General features: G+C 54.4%; 12 protein-coding genes and 1 pseudogene. 7 read left to right on the plus strand and 6 right to left on the minus strand.

Annotated elements, in window-relative coordinates:
• Window positions 1-381: 381 nt before the first annotated feature.
• Genes ACQKE4_RS11325 through ACQKE4_RS11340 form a run of 4 tightly spaced genes read left to right on the plus strand, consistent with a single transcriptional unit; the run spans window position 382 to window position 3,846 of the window.
• Complete coding sequence (locus ACQKE4_RS11325) at window positions 382-1,542, plus strand: FAD-dependent monooxygenase (protein ID WP_427388450.1); 1,161 nt, start codon at window positions 382-384, stop codon at window positions 1,540-1,542.
• Window positions 1,539-2,357, plus strand: a complete 819-nt coding sequence (locus ACQKE4_RS11330; RefSeq protein ID WP_427388451.1) for an alpha/beta fold hydrolase — start codon at window positions 1,539-1,541, stop codon at window positions 2,355-2,357. Before ACQKE4_RS11325 ends, ACQKE4_RS11330 begins: the two co-directional genes overlap by 4 nt.
• A 15-nt stretch (window positions 2,358-2,372) precedes the next feature.
• On the plus strand, window positions 2,373-3,140 hold the full coding sequence (locus ACQKE4_RS11335) for a maleate cis-trans isomerase family protein (protein WP_427388452.1): 768 nt from the start codon (window positions 2,373-2,375) through the stop codon (window positions 3,138-3,140).
• Between the two features lie 22 nt (window positions 3,141-3,162).
• Window positions 3,163-3,846 (plus strand): N-carbamoylsarcosine amidohydrolase, encoded by a 684-nt coding sequence (locus ACQKE4_RS11340; protein WP_427388454.1) that lies wholly within the window; start codon window positions 3,163-3,165, stop codon window positions 3,844-3,846.
• Window positions 3,847-3,886: 40 nt separating this feature from the next.
• On the opposite strand, the gene ACQKE4_RS11345 is transcribed toward ACQKE4_RS11340, so the two are convergent.
• Window positions 3,887-4,369, minus strand: a complete 483-nt coding sequence (locus ACQKE4_RS11345) for a MarR family winged helix-turn-helix transcriptional regulator (protein WP_427388455.1) — start codon at window positions 4,367-4,369, stop codon at window positions 3,887-3,889.
• 208 nt (window positions 4,370-4,577) lie between these two features.
• Between ACQKE4_RS11345 and ACQKE4_RS11350 the strand changes: the two genes are divergently transcribed.
• From ACQKE4_RS11350 to ACQKE4_RS11360, 3 genes are all read left to right on the plus strand, one after another.
• On the plus strand, window positions 4,578-6,839 hold the full coding sequence (locus ACQKE4_RS11350; RefSeq protein WP_427388457.1) for a molybdopterin cofactor-binding domain-containing protein: 2,262 nt from the start codon (window positions 4,578-4,580) through the stop codon (window positions 6,837-6,839).
• A complete protein-coding gene (locus ACQKE4_RS11355; RefSeq protein WP_427388458.1) occupies window positions 6,839-7,807 on the plus strand; it encodes an XdhC family protein in 969 nt (322 codons plus the stop codon). Before ACQKE4_RS11350 ends, ACQKE4_RS11355 begins: the two co-directional genes overlap by 1 nt.
• A 405-nt stretch (window positions 7,808-8,212) precedes the next feature.
• Window positions 8,213-10,204: a methyl-accepting chemotaxis protein gene (locus ACQKE4_RS11360; RefSeq protein WP_427388459.1), complete on the plus strand. Its 1,992-nt coding sequence runs from the start codon at window positions 8,213-8,215 to the stop codon at window positions 10,202-10,204.
• Between the two features lie 119 nt (window positions 10,205-10,323).
• Here the strand turns inward: ACQKE4_RS11360 and katG are convergent, their stop codons facing one another.
• From katG to ACQKE4_RS11385, 5 genes and pseudogenes are all read right to left on the minus strand, one after another.
• Window positions 10,324-12,477, minus strand: coding sequence for a catalase/peroxidase HPI (katG, locus tag ACQKE4_RS11365; RefSeq protein ID WP_427388460.1), 2,154 nt, complete (start codon window positions 12,475-12,477; stop codon window positions 10,324-10,326).
• Window positions 12,478-12,704: 227 nt separating this feature from the next.
• Entirely contained in the window at window positions 12,705-13,709 is a 1,005-nt protein-coding gene (locus tag ACQKE4_RS11370) for an aldo/keto reductase (protein ID WP_427388461.1), read from the minus strand.
• A 30-nt stretch (window positions 13,710-13,739) separates the two neighbouring features.
• Window positions 13,740-15,507, minus strand: a pseudogene (locus ACQKE4_RS11375) (ABC transporter transmembrane domain-containing protein).
• Between the two features lie 116 nt (window positions 15,508-15,623).
• Entirely contained in the window at window positions 15,624-17,066 is a 1,443-nt protein-coding gene (locus tag ACQKE4_RS11380) for an NAD(P)(+) transhydrogenase (Re/Si-specific) subunit beta (RefSeq protein ID WP_427388462.1), read from the minus strand.
• 16 nt (window positions 17,067-17,082) lie between these two features.
• Window positions 17,083-18,654 (minus strand): Re/Si-specific NAD(P)(+) transhydrogenase subunit alpha, encoded by a 1,572-nt coding sequence (locus ACQKE4_RS11385; protein WP_427388463.1) that lies wholly within the window; start codon window positions 18,652-18,654, stop codon window positions 17,083-17,085.
• Between the last annotated feature and the right edge of the window lie 382 nt (window positions 18,655-19,036).

Here is a 19,036-nt window from a genome sequence, read left to right on the forward strand (position 1 = left end):
CGGCCTTCTTACTTAGATATTACTAATAAAGCCTAGCTATTAAACCCTGCCTGATGCACCAGATGAGTGCGAAGCAAAATAGTCACGACCATTAAAGGTGCGTACGCCATAAAAAATGCTCTATTAAACGTATAGCACTCAATGGGCACTTTCTTCAAGTTTTTAAAAACACTAAAAATATAATAAAAAATACATTAAAATCAATTAATTATTACAACAATCAGTATTTAACCCTATAAAAATATTTTCAGCAATTAATTCTTGACCAATAAATAAATGGTGTATACGTTGTTTTATAGCGTTCATAGACTCCCTTGAAATCGCTTCGACACACAGCATTTTCAACAGGGACATGTGACTAAACAGCGAGGAAACAACGATATGAACAATAAACCCACCATTGCCGTTATCGGCGCAGGTCTTGGCGGCGCGGCTGCAGGCGCGCTGCTGCAGCAAGCGGGCTACCCCACCAAGGTGTATGAACAAGCCCCTGCATTTTCTCGCTTAGGGGCTGGTATTCATCTTGGCCCTAACGTCATGAAGGTCATGCGCCGTATTGGCATCGAAGATCAGCTCAATGCCATGGGGTCGCACCCTGATCATTGGTTCAGCCGTAATGGCATGACAGGCGAATACCAATCACGTATCCCCCTGGGTGAGTTTGCGCGCGAAAACTATGGCGCGTCTTACATCACCGTTCACCGTGGTGATCTTCACGAATTAATGGTCAGTACACTGGACCAAAACAACCTCTTTTTTGATAAGCGCTTAGTGGATGTGGATGAGACAGGCGAAAAAGTGGTCATGACCTTTGCCGATGGCTCCACCGAAGAGGCCGATTTGGTGATCGGCGCTGATGGCGTTAACTCGCGCTTACGCGAGAAGCTGCTTGGCCCTGAAGCGCCCATTTACAGCGGATGGGTCGCTCATCGGGCGATTATCTCGGCGGAAAAACTCAAAGCATACGACCTGGATTTCGAAGCCTGCGTAAAGTGGTGGTCGGAAGATCGTCACATGATGGTGTACTTCGTCACCGGTGACGAAAAAGAGTACTACTACGTGACGGGCGTGCCTGAGCCTGATTGGAATCACGGCACCTCTTTTGTCGATAGCTCACGTGAAGAGATGCGCGAGGCTTTCAAGGGCTACCACCCCACCGTGCAGGCGTTGATCGACTGCACTGAAAGCGTCACCAAATGGCCGCTGTTGGAGCGTAATCCTCTACCACTGTGGCATGAAAACCGGCTGGTACTGCTCGGTGACGCCTGCCACCCCATGAAACCGCATATGGCCCAGGGCGCCGCGATGGCCATTGAAGATGCTGCCATGCTGGTGCGCTGCCTTGAACAGGTGGGTGCCGACGATTATCAAAACGCGTTTGAGCTTTACCGCACCAACCGCTTTGAACGTGCTTCCCGGGTACAGCAGGTTTCCCATGACAATACCTGGCTTCGTGAAGACGAAGACCCCGCCTGGGTGTTTGGCTATGACGTTTTCGAGGTACCGCTGAAGCAGCCAATTAACGAAGGGAGCCCGGTATGAGTAGCACCTATCTCTATGGCGCCAACCTCCACGCCAACGGTATTCGTCAGCACTACTTGCGCTTCGGGGACAGCGCCGACGCCTCGCGCCAGCCGCTGGTGCTGATACCCGGCATTACCAGCCCCGCCATTACGTGGAGTTTTGTTGCGGAGCGCCTGGGACAGCACTTTGATACTTATGTGCTCGACGTTCGTGGGCGTGGTTTGTCCTCGACTGGCCCAGACATCGCTTACGATACCGATACCTGTGCCGATGACGTCATCGCTTTCATTGACGCACTGGAACTGAAAAATGTCATCCTGGCGGGCCACTCTATGGGGGCACGCTTTGCACTTCGAGCCGTAAATCGTGGCGCCAAGGGCATCGACAAGTTGGTACTGATCGACCCGCCCGTTTCAGGACCAGGCCGCCGGGAGTATCCCAGCAAGTTACCGTGGTATGTCGACTCTATCCGCGACTGCACCCGGGGCGCCGATATCGAGACCATGCGCCACTACTGCCCTACCTGGAGCAACGAGCAGCTACGTTTGCGTGCCGAGTGGCTGCACACCTGCTTTGAGCCCGCCATCGTTCAGGCGTTTGAAGAGTTTCACAGCGTTGATATCCACCAGGATTTCCCTGGCATCAAGGTGCCCACGCTGCTGATGTGTGCGGGTAAGGGCGGGGTTATCCAAGATGAGGATCGCGCCGAAATACGCTCCCTGCTACCGACAATTCGCATTACCACCGCGGAACAAGCGGGCCATATGATTCCCTGGGATGACTTCGACGGCTTTTTTGCCGCCTTTGAAGACTTCCTGGGTACACAACTCTAACAAAGGCCAATGATCATGACCTCCAGCGCTACCACTAAAACATACCGTATCGGCCAGATTGTCCCCAGCTCCAACATCACCATGGAGACTGAGATCCCAGCGATGCTGGCGGCGCGGCAGTTGATTCGACCAGAACGCTTTACCTTCCACTCCAGCCGTATGCGTATGAAAACCGTCAGTAAGGATGAGCTGGCCGCCATGGATGCAGAGTCAGACCGCTGCGCCCTGGAGCTGTCTGATGCGGCAGTGGATGTTATGGGCTACGCATGCCTGGTCGCCATCATGGCCATGGGCCCCGGCTACCATCGTGAATCCCAGCAGCGGCTACGCAGCCGCACCCAAGAGAATGGCTGCGATACGCCAGTGGTCACCAGTGCAGGTGCGCTGGTGGATGCCCTGGGTGTGATGAAAGCCAAGCGTGTGGTGGTAGTGGCGCCCTATATGAAGCCGCTGACCGAGATGGTGGTGGACTATATCCGCCAGGAAGGTATTGAGGTGCTCGACTACCGGGCGCTTGAGATCCCCAACAACCTAGACGTTGCCCGCCACGACCCCGCCAATCTACCCGAGATTGTCGCTAGTCTCGACTTAACCAATATCGATGCGATTGTGCTGTCAGCCTGTGTGCAAATGCCATCACTGCCTGCCGTTGCCAAGGTAGAAGCGTTAACCGGCAAACCAGTGGTCACTGCTGCTATCGCGACCACCTACGCCATGCTTAAGGCACTCGACCTGGAGCCCATTGTTCCGGGTGCAGGCGCGCTCTTGTCAGGGGCTTACTAGGAGATCACCAGGAGATAGCGCCATGACAAACCCCATCCAAGAAGCAACCAGCGGCAGCGGTGCTAGTGACCGCTCATTAGATGACAGCTTAGATAGCAACTACAAAGGCGTCTGGGATGGCCGCATTGGTTTTGGTAAAAAACCCGTGTTGCTGGTCGTTGATTTTATGCAGGGCTACACCACCCCCGGCTCGCCGCTCTTTGCCCAGGGCGTGGTGGATGCTGTAGCCAATATGCCGCCGTTATTAAACACCGCACGGCGGACGGGCACGCCCGTGATCCACACCAACATCCTGTATCACGCCCCGGATCAAATCGATGGCGGCATATGGGTCAAAAAGGCACCGGTCATGCGGGCCATGGTGGCAGGTAATCCCTACGCGGAGCTCTGCCCCGAGGTGATGCCAAATGACGACGAGCTAGTGATGACCAAGCAGTATGCCAGCGCTTTTTTCGGCACATCGCTTGCTTCAACCCTCGTCGCGATGGGTATCGATACATTGATCATTACCGGCTGCTCCACCAGTGGCTGCATCCGCGCCACTGCCGTGGATGGGCTGCAATATGGCTTTCGCGTGATGGTTATTCGCGACTGTGTGGGCGACCGCCACCCTGCGCCCCATGAAGCCAACCTGTTTGATATCGATAGCAAGTATGGGGATGTGGTTGGGCTGGATGAAACGCTAGGTTACTTAATGCAGCGTTAGACGTATCCCAAAACGCGGGAACGCGAGCCTCTCTTTTGACTTACCCATCCGCGTTCATTTTTTCCAGCAGATGCATCAAGGCAATCCGTTCCGCTGGATTGAGGTTCTTCATGGTTTGATCACTGATCTGCTTGGCGCTGGGCACCATGTCTTCTACCAGTGCCTCGCCAGGTTCGGTGATCACGACCATGACTTTACGCTGATCGTTAGGGTCAGTGGTTAAGGTAATCCATTCACGTGCTTTGAGGCGCTTAATCACCCCACGGATCGTAGCTGGGTCTATCGCGGTGGCATTAACGATATCGGTCAGCGAACTAGGCCCACGCTCCATCACCGTGCACAGCGTCACAAACTGAATGGCGGTTAACTGTTTGTCGCTGCTATAGCGCTGAAAAATAGCCGTGTGGCGCTGGTAGGCTTTACGTAGTAGATGGCCCACTTGTTCGGAAAAATCATATCCCTGCTCAGAGGGCGTATGATGCTCGCCAGAAGACGAATGATGGAGCGCACTATCCGTTGTCATTACCTATCCTTAAATGTTGGCGACGTGTAAATCGAGTATGGCACTGGTTAACACGATGATGCATCAACGTATAAATTACTGCTTGCGCTGGGTCAATCCAGCATGCTTTTATGGTGTGTACGCTATAATTTTACCTTAGTTCTCGCTCAGACATTAGCTCAAATTGACATAAAAAAACGAAACTCAGAGATAGCTTGGGAGGCACGTCATGGCTGTTAAATCAGACTCTACAAGGCAGTCGCTGCTTCACGGGTCGGATCTGCTGGTAGTCTATCGCGACCCTGTCACGCCCCCCAAGCCAGCACCGGGACAACCAGGTACACACTCTGACTTCACCCCACGTGAGCCCGAAATATTCATTGCTATATTGAGTGATGGTCATATCCTCGCTTTCAACGGCCACGTGGATCTGGGCACTGGCATACGTACGGCGCTGGCACAAATTGTCGCTGAAGAGTTGAGCGTTGCTTTCGACAGCGTCACGATGGTGCTGGGTAACCCCTTTGAAGTACCCAATCAAGGACCTACGATCGCCAGCGCGAGCATTCAAATCACCGCCGAGCCACTGCGTCGAGCAGCAGCACAGGCGCGTGAACACCTGCTTACGCTGGCGGCTGGTCGCCTGAGCGTGGGACGCGAGACACTTCGCTGCCAAGGCGGATATATACACACAAGCGATACGTCGGTTAGCTATGGCGAGCTGCTCGTTGGTGCTCGGCATGCCTTAAAATTAGCTGACAGCCCCCCTCTCAAGCCCATCAGTGACTACACCGTAGTAGGCCAATCTACCTCCCGTGTGGATATTCCTGACAAAGTCACCGGCAAACTAACCTTTGTGCACGACTTACGCTTACCGAGCATGGTGCACGGCCGAGTGATCCGCCCCCCTTATGTGGGTCATGATCGCGGTGATTTTATAGGCACCAGTTTAGTGGCCGTTGACGAAAGCTCCGTGGCTAACTGCCCAGGGCTGATTAAAGTCGTTGTTATCGGTGACTTCGTCGGCGTCGTTGCTGAGCGGGAAGAGCAAGCCGCAGAGGCCGCCAAACAGCTCAAGGTTGAGTGGCGCCCTGTCGTTGGCCTGCCTCAGCTGGATAATATCGAGAAAGCGCTGCTGGAGCTGCCCAGCAAGCAGCGCATTCTGCTGGAAGAGGGCGACCTAGACAGCGCCCTTGCAAAAGCGAGTCATCAGCTTAATCGCAGCTATGTTTGGCCTTTTCAACTGCATGGTTCCATAGGCCCCTCTTGTTCGGTCGCCGATGCCCAAGAAGGTGCTCTTCACGTTTGGTCCGGAACACAAAATCCCCATAGTTTACGTGCAGAGCTTGCGCGGCTGACCGGGCTTGATGAAAGCGTCATCACCATCACCCGGATGGAAACCTCAGGCTGCTATGGGCGTAACTGCGCTGATGACGTTGGTGCCGATGCAGTGCTGCTTTCCCAAGCGGTGGGTCGCCCCGTGCGCGTGCAATTAACCCGCGAGCAGGAGCACACTTGGGAGCCAAAAGGGGCAGCCCAGTACATGGCTATTCAAGGTGGCTTGAATGCTGACGGCAGCCCAACAGGCTATCGCTTTAGCTCGCGCTACCCATCGAACAGCGCCCCCACCTTGGCACTCTTGCTGACCGGGGCCACCCCACCTGTCGATATCCCCTTCGAAATGGGTGATCGAACATCAGTACCGCCCTATCACTATCCGCATCGGCAGATTATTTGTGAAGACGTACCCACCCTGGTGCGTGCCTCCTGGCTACGCGGTGTTTCAGCGCTGCCCAACACGTTCGCTCACGAAAGCTATATTGATGAACTTGCCTATTTAGCGGGTGAAGATCCTGTCGCCTATCGCTTGCGCTACTTGACTGACGCCCGCGCCAGTGAGCTTGTCGAAGCACTCGTCGAACGTACGAACTGGCAGCCCAGCATCGCCAATGCTAACCCACGCAGCGATGGCGATTGGTGCTATGGCCGCGGCTTCGCTTATGCCCAATACGTGCATAGTAAATTTCCAGGCTTTGGTGCGGCACTCGCCGCCTGGGTGATTGAGCTTAAAGTCAACGTGAAGAGTGGTCGTATCGTCGTTGAACAGCTATACGTCGGCCAGGATGCCGGACTCATGGTAAACCCTGCCGGTGTACGCCATCAGGTACATGGCAACGTGATTCAGATGCTCAGTCGCACGTTAAAGGAACGAGTAACCTTTGAAGAGGGCTTACCCACCAGCAAAGAGTGGGGCGGGTACCCCATCCTCCGTTTTTCGGAACTTCCTGCAATCGACGTTTTGCTGCTTGACCGCCCAGAGCTGCCGCCCTTAGGCGTTGGCGAGTCCGCCTCACTGCCTGGCGCGCCCGCGATTGCCAACGCCCTCTTCGATGCCACAGGAGTAAGATTCACTCATCCACCCTTTACCCCAGACGCCGTTCGCAAGACACTGGAAAGCTCCCTCAGCTACTCCATGGACGATGTTAGCTAATGCACCATCTAGATCTTCAGGTTATTGAACGCGCACTAAAATGGGCTAATCAGGGGCTGACGGTGTGGCTCTGTACGGTATTAAAAACCTTTGGCTCGTCACCCAGAGAACCGGGTGCCATGCTGGTCACCTGTCAATCAGGCGAATACCTTGGCTCACTGTCAGGAGGATGTGTCGAAGAAGACTTCATCGCACGGCTGCAAAAGGGTGAGTTTGATGAGCCAGTGAAACGGGTGCGCTATGGTGGCGAGGATGGCTTAGCGAATATTCGTTTACCCTGTGGCGGCAGCCTTGAAGTGCTGGTCGAGCGGTTAGCGCCAAACACCGAAAACCTCACACACTTTGAAGTGATGCATGCCACGCTGCTGGGGCGCCAGCCCCTCACCCGCTGTATCAAATTGGATGGCAGCGGCAAACGCTTTAACCCCTCGAATATCGCCGATCCCGCCGTTACTTTCGATACCGCTAGCGTCAATATCCGCATCGGGCCAGCGCTACGGTTGATAATCGCCGGGATATCCTCGATTTCTTCGCCCTGTGCGCTATTTGCTCACTCACTGGGCTTTGAAGTGATTGTTTGCGACCCCAGAGACGAGGCTCGCAAGAACTTCAACGTACCCGGCGTAGAAATACAAGCGGTGTTGCCCTCGGTATTTATCGCCTCAGGGGGATGCCATGCCAATACGGCCGTTGTTGCCTTAACCCATGACCCTCGCATTGATGATTTAGCCATGATTGAAGCCGTCCGCACCGATGCCTTTTACATTGGCGTGATGGGCTCCCTTCAGACTTCGCAACAACGTGCCGAACGGTTGCTACGCTCCGGAGGGCTGACGGAAACCCAGGTAGCAAGAATCGCCATGCCGATTGGGCTTAATCTAGGCAGTAAAACACCAGCGGAGATTGCGCTCGCCGTGATGGCCGACATTATCCGTCTCTATCGAGGTAAAGCACGTAATGAGCTATAGCGACATTACACTCGTTGCAGCAACAGTTGTTAAGAAAAGTAGCTCTATTGTTTTCAAATCATGACGTTTAAGGCCCATGTACTGGGCCTTTCGATAATTATTAAAAAATTATCCATTTAAATAAAGGCACTAAAAACAGCAGCTTAAATATTTCATATATTAAGAAATTAATAATCAGCCAAATAAGCTAAAAATGAAACGTTACATATAAAAACAAAAACAGCATTAATGGTAACTTTTCTTTTAAAGAAACGTTAAAAACAACATTTTCGACTTAAGTTTAAACATTAGAAGCCGTTAATGACTAACGGTAGCAAGAGAACTTCTGGGAACCATAAAATAGCCAGCGTATGGCGCTGCTCGGTAGGCAGTGTCCTATGACTGGCCAACATGTCGAGGCAACAAATGAAAAAAATTTCTCGTCTCTCACTGACGCAGAAACTGCTAGCCGCTGTCGCCATACCACTATTGGTAGTAGCCGTTATCTTAGGTTTTATTGTCAATCAACAGCTGAATAATGCCATTCCTCCGCTGATTGATAATGCCGGTATGCGACAAGTAGAAGCACGATCAGATGAAATCAGCCGCTGGATTACTGGCTATCGTAATTGGATTGCAGTGCTTGCCAAAGATGAGCGTCTGGTCGAAGACGTACCGCTTGCTACTCATCGCGATTGGCTTGAAAAGCGTTACCCTCCGGGCGGAACCATCGAGTCACTGTTCTTTTCTGACGCATCAGGTGCCACGTTAACCCACGCAGGCGTCAATCTGGAAATTGCCGAGCGGCCCTATTTCAGAAGCTTGGTGACCGACGGTACTCAAGATAGTCTGCTCAGTGATCCTGTTATCTCTATGGTCAGCGGCCTGCCTACCGCCATTGTCGCCGATACTGTTTTTGATGATCGCGGCAACCGTGCAGGATTGCTAGGCATGACCGTTTCCATGGCTGCCGTTTCCGACATTACCTCCGATATCAATGTGGGCGAAGGCAGCTATGGCTGGTTAATCGACAGCCAAGGCCAGGTGATTGCTCACCCGGTTGAAGAGTATCGTATGTCGCTTAATTACACCGATGCTGACCAACAAGGCTACGAAGGAATGAATGCCTTGAGCCGAGAGATGCTCAATGGAACCGCAGGCTCTGGTGAAGTCACCATGCCCAGCGGAGAGCACACTATACTGATGTGGAGTCCCGTAGAAGGAACTTCCTGGGTTGTTGGTGTTACAGTGCCTGTTGCAGCCTTTACAGCCGTAACTAACAGTCTCCTGACATCCCTTCTGGTCGCTGGCTCTCTATTACTCATCATTCTTTTGGTTATCGTGGCATTTGCAGCACGCCGTGCGTTAGCGCCGATCAAGCAAACAGCCAACGCCATGGCAGATATCGCCCAAGGTAAAGGGGATTTAACCCGGCGTTTAGAGGCCAAAACCCAAGATGAAATTGGTGACCTTGCCCATGGTTTTAATGCCTTTGTAGAACGCATGCAGCTAACCCTTCAGGAAGTTCGCCAAAACGCTCGCACAGTATTATCCGACGCCAGTGACATGGCTGATAGCACCCAGGAATTATCCTCGCGAACCGAACAAGCGGCGGCAAATCTTCAGGAAACCTCTGCCTCAATGGAGCAGATCCACTCCACAGTGGCACATACGTCCCAAGCCTCCGAACAGGCTAATGGCCTCGCGCTTGAAGCTGCCAATGCCTCAGAGCGGGGCACCGAGTCCATGAATCAGATGGAAACCAAAATGGCCGCGATCAGTGATTCGGCCAATAAGATAAGTGACATTATTGGTTTGATTGATTCGATTGCTTTTCAAACCAACATTTTGGCGCTCAATGCATCCGTTGAAGCTGCCCGTGCCGGCGAGCAAGGCCGTGGCTTCGCCGTGGTGGCTAGTGAAGTGCGTACGCTGGCAAGCCGTTCAGCCTCTGCAGCGCATGATATTCGCGCCTTGATCGATATGTCGGTCAGCCACTCCCGGGAAGGTGGCGACATCGTCAAGGTAGCGGCGGAGCGCATGAAAGAGATTCGCCAAAGCGTCACCCAAGTATCCGATGTGATTGCTGAAATTGCCGCCGGTGCCCGCGAACAAACCACCGGTATTCAGCAGGTTAATACGGCGGTAGCCGAGATGGATATGATGACTCAGCAAAATGCTGCCATGGTCAGCCAAAGCGCCAACCTTGCTTCTGCGATGCGCGACAATGCCCGCAGCCTGGATCAGTTAATGAGTGAGTTTGTGCTTAATGAAGGTGGTACCACTGCGGCAGCATTGCCACACAGCACGCCGACCAAAGGGCGCTCTGCACCAGGGGGAGTCGTACCTCAAACGCCTCGCAGCCACACTAAGAGTACCCAGCAAAAGCATGAAGTTGCGGAGTGGGAGGAGTTTTAACACACCCTTCTCCTTCTGGCATACCGTATAGCCCAAGGCCGCTAAGTAGCTTTTGACCACAAAAAACCCCCACATCCAAAGATGCGGGGGTTATTTGTTTGTACTACTGTTGGCGGTGCTTAAGCGATATCAAAACGATCCGCGTTCATCACTTTTGTCCAGGCGGCGACGAAGTCTTTGACAAACTTTTCGTCGTTATCATCCTGGGCGTAGACTTCTGCATAGGAGCGCAGAATTGAGTGAGAGCCAAATACCAGATCAGTACGGGTGGCGGTCCACTTAACGGCACCCGTTTCACGGTCACGGATCTCGTAAAGGTTATTGCCGGTGGGCTTCCAGGTATTCGCCATATCGGTCAGATTGACGAAGAAGTCATTGGTCAACTGGCCTTCACGATCAGTGAATACACCATGCTTGGTGCCACCGTAGTTGGTGCCCAGTACCCGCATACCGCCCAATAACACGGTCATTTCTGGGGCCGTCAGGCCCATAAGCTGAGCACGATCCAGCAGCAGCTCTTCCGGCTTGACCACATACTCTTTCTTCAGCCAGTTGCGGAAGCCATCGGCCAGCGGCTCCAACGGTTCGAAAGACTCAGCATCGGTCATTTCGTCGGTTGAATCACCACGGCCTTTTGAGAAAGGCACACGCACATCATAGCCCGCGGCTTTTGCTGCTTTCTCAATCGCTACGCTACCTGCCAGCACAATCACATCGGCCAGGCTGGCACCGGTATCGGCAGAAATCTTCTCGTATACCGCTAATACGCTGGAAAGGCGAGCAGGCTCATTGCCTTCCCAATCCTTCTGGGGCGCCAAGCGGATGCGGGCACCGTTGGCACCGCCACGCATATCAGAGCCGCGGTAAGTGCGCGCACTATCCCATGCAGTGCTGACCATATCACTAATGGTCAAACCGCTAGCGGCGATTTTCTGCTTAACCACTTCTTCGCAGTAATCGGTGTTGCCGGCTGGTACCGGGTCCTGCCAGATCAAATCTTCAGCGGGAACTTCAGGACCGATGTAGCGTGCTTTCGGGCCTAGGTCACGGTGAGTGAGCTTGAACCACGCCTTGGCGAAGGTGTGCTTGAAGTACTCAGGATCCGCGATGAACTTCTCGCAAATGGCGCGGTAGGTTGGATCCACCTTCATCGCCATGTCCGCATCGGTCATGATCGGGTTGTGACGGATAGAAGGGTCGCTGGCGTCTACCGGCTTGTCTTCTTCCTTAATATTGATGGGTTCCCACTGGTGAGCACCGGCCGGGCTTTTGCGCAGTTCCCACTCATGTCCAAACAGCAGGTCAAAGTAGCCCATATCGAACTTCGTGGGGTGAGTGGTCCACGCGCCTTCAATGCCCGAGGTAACCGCATTGCTCGCCTTGCCACCCATGCTTGGGTTGCCCCAGCCAAAGCCCTGATTCTCAACGTCAGAGGCTTCAGGTTCAGCAGCCAGTGCTGCTGCGTCACCGTTACCGTGGCACTTACCAACCGTGTGACCACCCGCGGTAAGGGCAGCGGTCTCTTCGTCGTTCATCGCCATACGGGCGAAGGTTTCGCGTATCTGTTGACCGGTTTTCAGAGGGTCTGGTACGCCGTTAACACCTTCAGGGTTAACATAGATCAAGCCCATCTGAACAGCGGCCAAAGGATTTTCCATGGTTTCTGGCTTTTCAACGTCAGCGTAACGCTCGTCAGAAGGCGCCAACCACTCTTTCTCGTCACCCCAGTAGATGTCTTTTTCGGGGTGCCAGATATCTTCACGGCCAAAGGAGAAGCCGTAGGCAGGTAGGCCCATGGATTCATAGGCAACGGTACCGGCCAAAATCATCAGATCGGCCCAACTGATTTTGTTACCGTATTTTTTCTTGATCGGCCACAGCAGACGACGCGCTTTATCAAGGCTCACGTTATCGGGCCAGGAGTTGAGCGGTGCAAAACGTTGGCTGCCGGTACCGCCGCCACCACGGCCATCAGCCAGACGATAGGTGCCTGCTGAGTGCCATGCCATACGAATCATCAGACCACCGTAGTGTCCCCAATCGGCGGGCCACCAGGATTGGCTATCAGTCATTAGTGCATGGACGTCTTGCTTGAGAGCATCAAAATCAAGCTTTCTGACTTCTTCACGGTAGTCGAAATCAGCATCCATTGGATTCGTTTTGCTATCGTGCTGGTGCAACATATCCAGGTTTAGTGCTTCTGGCCACCAGTCTTTATTAGAGGTGCCAGTGGATGTGTTGCCACCGTGCATTACAGGACATTTACCACTCATAGTTCTCTCCCCTTATTGCCTTGTCTTGGTTGCTATTGTCTTGGTTATTTATTACCAAGCCAATGAACGGCTGGCGCCCTCACGATAATGTCGTCGCTCTGCTATTTGCGCAGAAGAAAGAACGCTCCACTTACTTGGTACTGTTTTAAAGCACATCCGTCATAGGCACAATTTACTTTTTATGACTGCGTTAATAGCTTTTAACCATCGCGCACCCTTTATCCACCTCATTTAGCAAACTCTTCGGTGTCGATATCGGCCTGCTGAGCATCGCTATAGCGCCCCCCAGCTACTTGGTCGGGTGTCATCATGGCATCCAACTGAGACAGCGTATTGGCATCAAGGTTAAGCGTTTCTGCCGCTAAATTTTCGCGCATGTGCTTAACAGAGCGCGTACCAGGGATAGGAATAATGTCTTCGCCTTGGGCTTTCAGCCACGCCAGCGCAAGCTGCCCCGGCGTAACACTTAAGGCTTTCGCCAGTGCGTTTAACTGTTCAAATAGTTTCAGATTATGGGGGTAATTTTCAGCACTAAAGCGTGGCATGTTCCGGCGCATATCACTCTCTTCAAGACGCTCAGGGTCTTGAAGGGTGCCGGTTAAGAAACCCCGCCCCAGGGGGCTGAAGGCGACAAGAGCCACGCTCATTTCTCGGCACGCCTCAAGCAGGGCAATTTCTGGATTACGCGTCCAGAGTGAGTATTCCGATTGCACCACTGCAATCGGGTATTCAGCCACCGCCCGGCGTAGCGTGGCTGCAGAAATTTCAGAGAGACCCACACCACCAATCTTGCCCTCTTCCACCAAGCGCCCCAGCGCCCCCACGCTCTCTTCAATAGGTACTTTGCGATCCAAGCGATGCAGATAGTAAAGATCTAAATGGTCAGTACGCAGTCGATCAAGGCTCGCCTCACACTGTTTGCGCAGGGTTTCCGGGCGGCCATCAATGACCCGCGTGCCTAATTCAGGGTCAATGGCCATACCGCATTTACTGGCAAGAAAAAGCTGGTGCCGCTTGCCTTCAAGTGCTTTGCCAACCACACGTTCATTGGCCGTAGCGCCATACAGAGTAGCGGTATCAAAGTGGCGATAGCCCATATCAAAAGCTTCATCCAGGGCACGCAGAGCTTCTTGTTCAGGCACGGGAGAACCGTAGCCATGGGAAAGGTTCATGCAGCCGAGGCCAATGACCGGGGATTTAACTGAAGTGAGGCGCTGAAAAAAACTCGTCATAGACATTCTCATCTTTTTTTAGATACCGTTTTATAACGTTTCACCGCCAAACTGCAACGCGGCTAAATGACGATAAAGCGCGCTGGTAGCGATCAACTCTGCGTGCGTGCCCGCCGCGACTAGCTTCCCGCCATCAAGTACTAGCAGGCGATCTGCAGCTATAACGGTGGCCAACCGGTGGGCAATGACAATGCTGGTACGCCCGACCATCAGCCTATCCAGCGCCTGCTGCACCAGCCGCTCGCTCTCGGCATCTAAGGCGCTGGTCGCTTCATCTAATAACAGCACGGCGGGGTTTTTCAACAGCGCCCGAGCGATCGCAAGCCGTTGGCGCTGACCGCCGGAAAGCTGCACGCCGCCGGGACCAAGGGGGGGTATCAAAGCCTTGGGGAAGCGCTTCGATAAAGTTCAGCGCGTTGGCATCCTGAGCAGCGATGCGCAGCCTCTCGCTACTCGCCTCGGGATCTCCATAGCGCAGGTTTTCAGCCACCGAACCGCTAAACAGCACCGGTTCTTGCGCCACCAGCCCCATGGTGCCGCGCAAGGCGGCAAGTTCCAGGCTACGGATATCAACCCCATCTAGGGTAATGCGCCCCTGGCTGGGGTCATAAAAGCGCAGCAGCAGTGCCAGCAACGTGCTTTTACCCGCCCCGGAAGGCCCCACCACGGCTACCCGTTCGCCGGGTTGTATATGCAGATCAAAGCCTTCAAGAGCTGGGATTTCCCTACCAGGATAGGTGAAGCTCACGTTCTCAAGGATAATTTCGCCCCGCGCAGGCGTGGCTACAGGGTGCGGGCTCAAAGGCGACTGGATGGCGGGCTGGGTGTCGAGCAACTCCAGCAGTCGCTCCGCCGCTCCCGCCGCCCGCTGAACATCCCCCGCGACTTCGGCCAGGGTCGCAATGGCCCCCGCCGCTAATACCGCGTAGAAAATAAACGCCGAGAGTTCGCCCGCACTCATGGTGCCCGCCAATACCGCCTGACCGCCCTGCCAGAGCATGATGCCCACCGCCGCAAACACCACCAGCATCGCCACGCCGGTCAGCCAGGCGCGCTGCTGGGTGCGCTCGACCGCGCTGTCAAAGGCCTGCTCGACCCGCTGCCCATAGTGGGTTTTATCCACCGCCTCGTGGGTAAAGGCCTGCAGCGTTTGAATACCGCTGAGCGCCTCTTCGGCATAGCGGCCAAGTTCGGCCACGCGGTCCTGACTGGTGCGGGAAAGCCGCCTTACTCGTCGGCCATACCAGATGATGGGTAGCAGCGTGGCCGGGATGCCCACCAGCACCATCGCCGAAAGCCACGGCTGGGTGATCAGCATCAGTACCACCGCTCCGATGAGCATGACCAAGTTGCGCAACGCCAGGGATACTGATGAGCCAAACAAGCTTTGTAAAACGCTGGTATCTGCGGTTAACCGCGAAGCGATCTCTCCCGCGGCACGCCCTTCGCTGGCGCTTTCAAAAAAGCTCGGTTCAAGGGTAAGTAAATGATCAAACACGCGCTGTCGCAGGTCGGCGGCCAAACGTTCGCCAATCCAGGTCACTTGGTAGTAGCGCAACGCAGAAGCCATCGCCAGCACCGTCACTACCGCTAGCATCAAACCCAGCATTTGCGCCAACGCCTGCTCATCTGCCGCTAAAAAACCGCGATCAATCACCAGCCTAAGTCCATTACCCAGTAATAGTACGCTGCCCGAGGCCATTAAAAGCGCAAAGCCCGCTAATACTAAACGTAGTCGATAAGGGCGCAGCAGCCCCAGCAAGCGCAGTAGCACACGAGGGTTAGCGCGTTGATTCATGGTCATAAGTGCTCAATAACATGAGGAGGTTATCGACCATAGCAGGAGTGGGTTTGCAAAGCATGAAAAAGCCCGCGGTCTCTCGCGGGCTATCTGTTTAGTGAGGAGTGTGAAGGCTACTCCACTAGTGGCAACAGCGTGGTTAGGCTATCCCGCGCATCGCCGTAGAACATCCGCGTGTTGTCTTTGAAGAACAGCGGGTTTTCGATACCAGAGTAGCCAGTGCCCTGGCCGCGCTTGCAAACAAACACCTGCTTGGCTTCCCACACCTTCAACACCGGCATACCCGCGATGGGGCTATTGGGATCCTCTTCAGCAGCGGGGTTCACGATATCGTTGGAGCCAATCACGATCACCACGTCGGTAGTCGGGAAATCGTCGTTGATTTCATCCATCTCCAGCACGATGTCATAAGGCACCTTGGCCTCCGCCAGCAGCACGTTCATATGCCCCGGCAAGCGACCCGCCACCGGGTGAATAGCAAAACGCACGGTTTTACCCGCAGCGCGCAGCTTGCGCACCAGATCGCTCACTGCACCTTGTGCCTGGGCCACCGCCATGCCGTAACCCGGCACTATGATGACGCTGTCGGCATCGTTTAAAGCGCTCGCCACCCCACCAGCATCAATGGCGACCTGCTCGCCTTCGATTTCCGCCGCTGGCCCAGTGCTTCCGCCAAAGCCGCCCAAAATCACATTGACGAAGTTACGGTTCATCGCCTTACACATGATGTAAGAGAGAATCGCACCCGATGAACCCACCAGCGCGCCGGTGACAATCAGCAGATCGTTGGAGAGGGTAAAGCCGATAGCGGCGGCGGCCCAGCCGGAGTAGCTGTTGAGCATCGACACCACCACCGGCATATCCGCACCGCCAATGCCCATAATCAAGTGGTAACCGATAAAGAACGCTAACGCCGCTAGTACGATTAGTGTCCAGAACCCTGCACCATTGAGGTACATAATCGCTAATAGCAGCGACACAGCCGCCGCTCCAGCGTTCAGCATATGCCCACCGGGCAGTTGGCGAGGTTTACCATCGACTTTGCCCGCCAGCTTACCAAACGCTATTACCGAACCGGTGAAGGTCACCGCACCAATAAAGATGGCAAAGACCACTTCGATTTGCAGAAAGGTAAGTTCATCCGGTGCCTTGGTGGCGACCAGTGCGGCAAACGCAGAGAACTCCTGTATAACGCCATCAGCGGCCTGGGCTGCCATCACCCGGCGGCGCTCTAAGTCTGCACTCCAGGCCACAAACACCGCTGCTAAGCCGACAAAGCTATGCAGGGCTGCCACGAGCTGCGGCATTTCGGTCATTTCGACCTTGCCCGCCACATAGACCCCGATGCCTGCACCGATCACCATCATCGGGATTAGCCACCAGTAACCACCAATGCCCGGTCCTAAGGAGGTGAAGAACACGGCCACCGCCATACCGACAATACCGTACCAAACGGCCCGTTTGGCTTTCTCTTGGTTGCTTAACCCGCCTAGCGACAGAATAAACAGCACACTTGCCGCGATTGCTGCGGCAGATACGAATCCTTGACCTAACATATCGTCTCTCCGCCGCTTAAGATTTTTGGAACATGGCCAGCATCCGGCGTGTCACCAGGAAGCCACCCACGATATTGATTGATGCGATAAGTACCGAGATCGCCGCCAGCACGCCGACCACTGCGCTGCCAGAACCGATCTGTAAAATCGCCCCCAAAATAATGATGCCGGAAATCGCGTTAGTAACCGCCATCAGCGGTGTATGCAGCGAGTGGCTGACGTTCCAAATCACCTGGAAGCCGATAAAACAGGCCAGCACGAAGACAATAAAGTGCTGCATAAACGACACAGGTGCCACCTGACCCAACAGCAGCATTAATGCGCCGCCTATCGCTAGCAGGCCAACCTGGCGCTTGGTTTGCGCTTTAAAGGTGGCTAGCTCAGTGGCTTTTTTCTCCTCTGGGGAGGGTGCTTTTTCTTTCTTCTTCGGCTTAGCGGCTGCAATCGCTTTTACTTTGGGCGGTGGCGGCGGGAAAGTAATTTCACCTTGGTGGGCCACAGTGGCGCCACGAATGACGTCGTCTTCCATATTATGGTTGATCACACCCTCTTTCTGAGGCGTCAGATCAGTCAACATATGACGAATATTGGTGGCATAGAGCAGCGACGCTTGGGTGGCCATGCGCGAGGGGAAATCGGTATAGCCGATCACTACCACGCCATTATCGGACACTACCCGCTCATCGGGCTTGGTCAGATCGCAGTTACCGCCCTTTTCGGCGGCCAAATCAATAATCACCGAGCCGGGCTTCATGAGCGCGACCATATCTTCCAGCCACAGTTTGGGCGCAGGGCGGCCAGGGATCAAAGCGGTGGTAATCACGATATCCACATCGGGCGCCTGCGCACGGAAGCACTCAAGCTGCTTCTCACGAAACTCAGGGCTTGAAGGCGAGGCATAGCCACCGCTTTCAGAACCATCCTGACTATCTTCAAAATCGAGAAACAGGAACTCCGCCCCCATCGACTCGATCTGCTCAGAGACTTCAGGGCGAACGTCAAAAGCACGCACTACGGCGCCTAGGCTGGTGGCAGTACCGATCGCCGCCAGGCCCGCCACGCCGGCACCAATCACCAGCACCTTGGCGGGGGGCACTTTACCTGCAGCGGTGACCTGACCAGTAAAGAAACGACCAAAGTTGTTACCCGCTTCAATCACCGCGCGGTAGCCGGCGATATTGGCCATGGAGGAGAGCGCGTCCATCTTCTGGGCTCGGGAAATACGCGGCACCATATCCATCGCGATAACGGTCGCGCCCTGGGCTTTGCACTTCTCCAGCAGCGCTTCGTTTTGGGCGGGCCAGAAGAACGCGATCAGTGTTTGGCCTTCACGTAGCCGCGCCGCCTCTTCCTCCGAAGGCTCGCGGACTTTAATCACCACCTCAGCGTCGCGCCACAGCGCATCGGCGCTATCCACCACGGTAACGCCTGCATCACGATAAGTGTCGTCATTAAAGCCCGCCGCAAGACCAGCGCCTGTTTCAATCAGGCACTCATGGCCCAGTTTCTGAATCTGCTTTGCGCTCTCAGGGGTTAGCGCGACGCGCGCTTCCCCCCGAGCACTCTCTTTTGGAGCGCCTATCTTCATTCTTGTTCTCTCCTTATTAATCCACCAACAGTGCCACGGCTAAGCTATTGGGCACTGCGCATTTTACGACGTTAGTCATAACACCTTTTAGCAGTCTAGGATCTAACGGGGTAGCTGCCAGATACTATTCAACCTTTGATTCAACTGGGTTGTTTAACTACAACCTGAATCCGTGAAGCCGGCGCCGACACTTTCCCTATCACCGCCAGCGAGCACTTTTTGATCCTTCGCCCCGTGCAAGTTGGCTTTCGCAAGCCCGTTATTGCCAAAACCCACCGTGCTGATCAGTGCTGACGGCCCGTTTTGTCATGCCTTTCCACCCGCCAGGCACGACATATCTGGCGATCGCGTGTCGCTTGGAACTGCTTGTGGATAGAGTGTC

The organism is Halomonas sp. NPDC076908, assembly GCF_050269715.1.
Classification (GTDB): Bacteria; Pseudomonadota; Gammaproteobacteria; order Pseudomonadales; family Halomonadaceae; genus Vreelandella.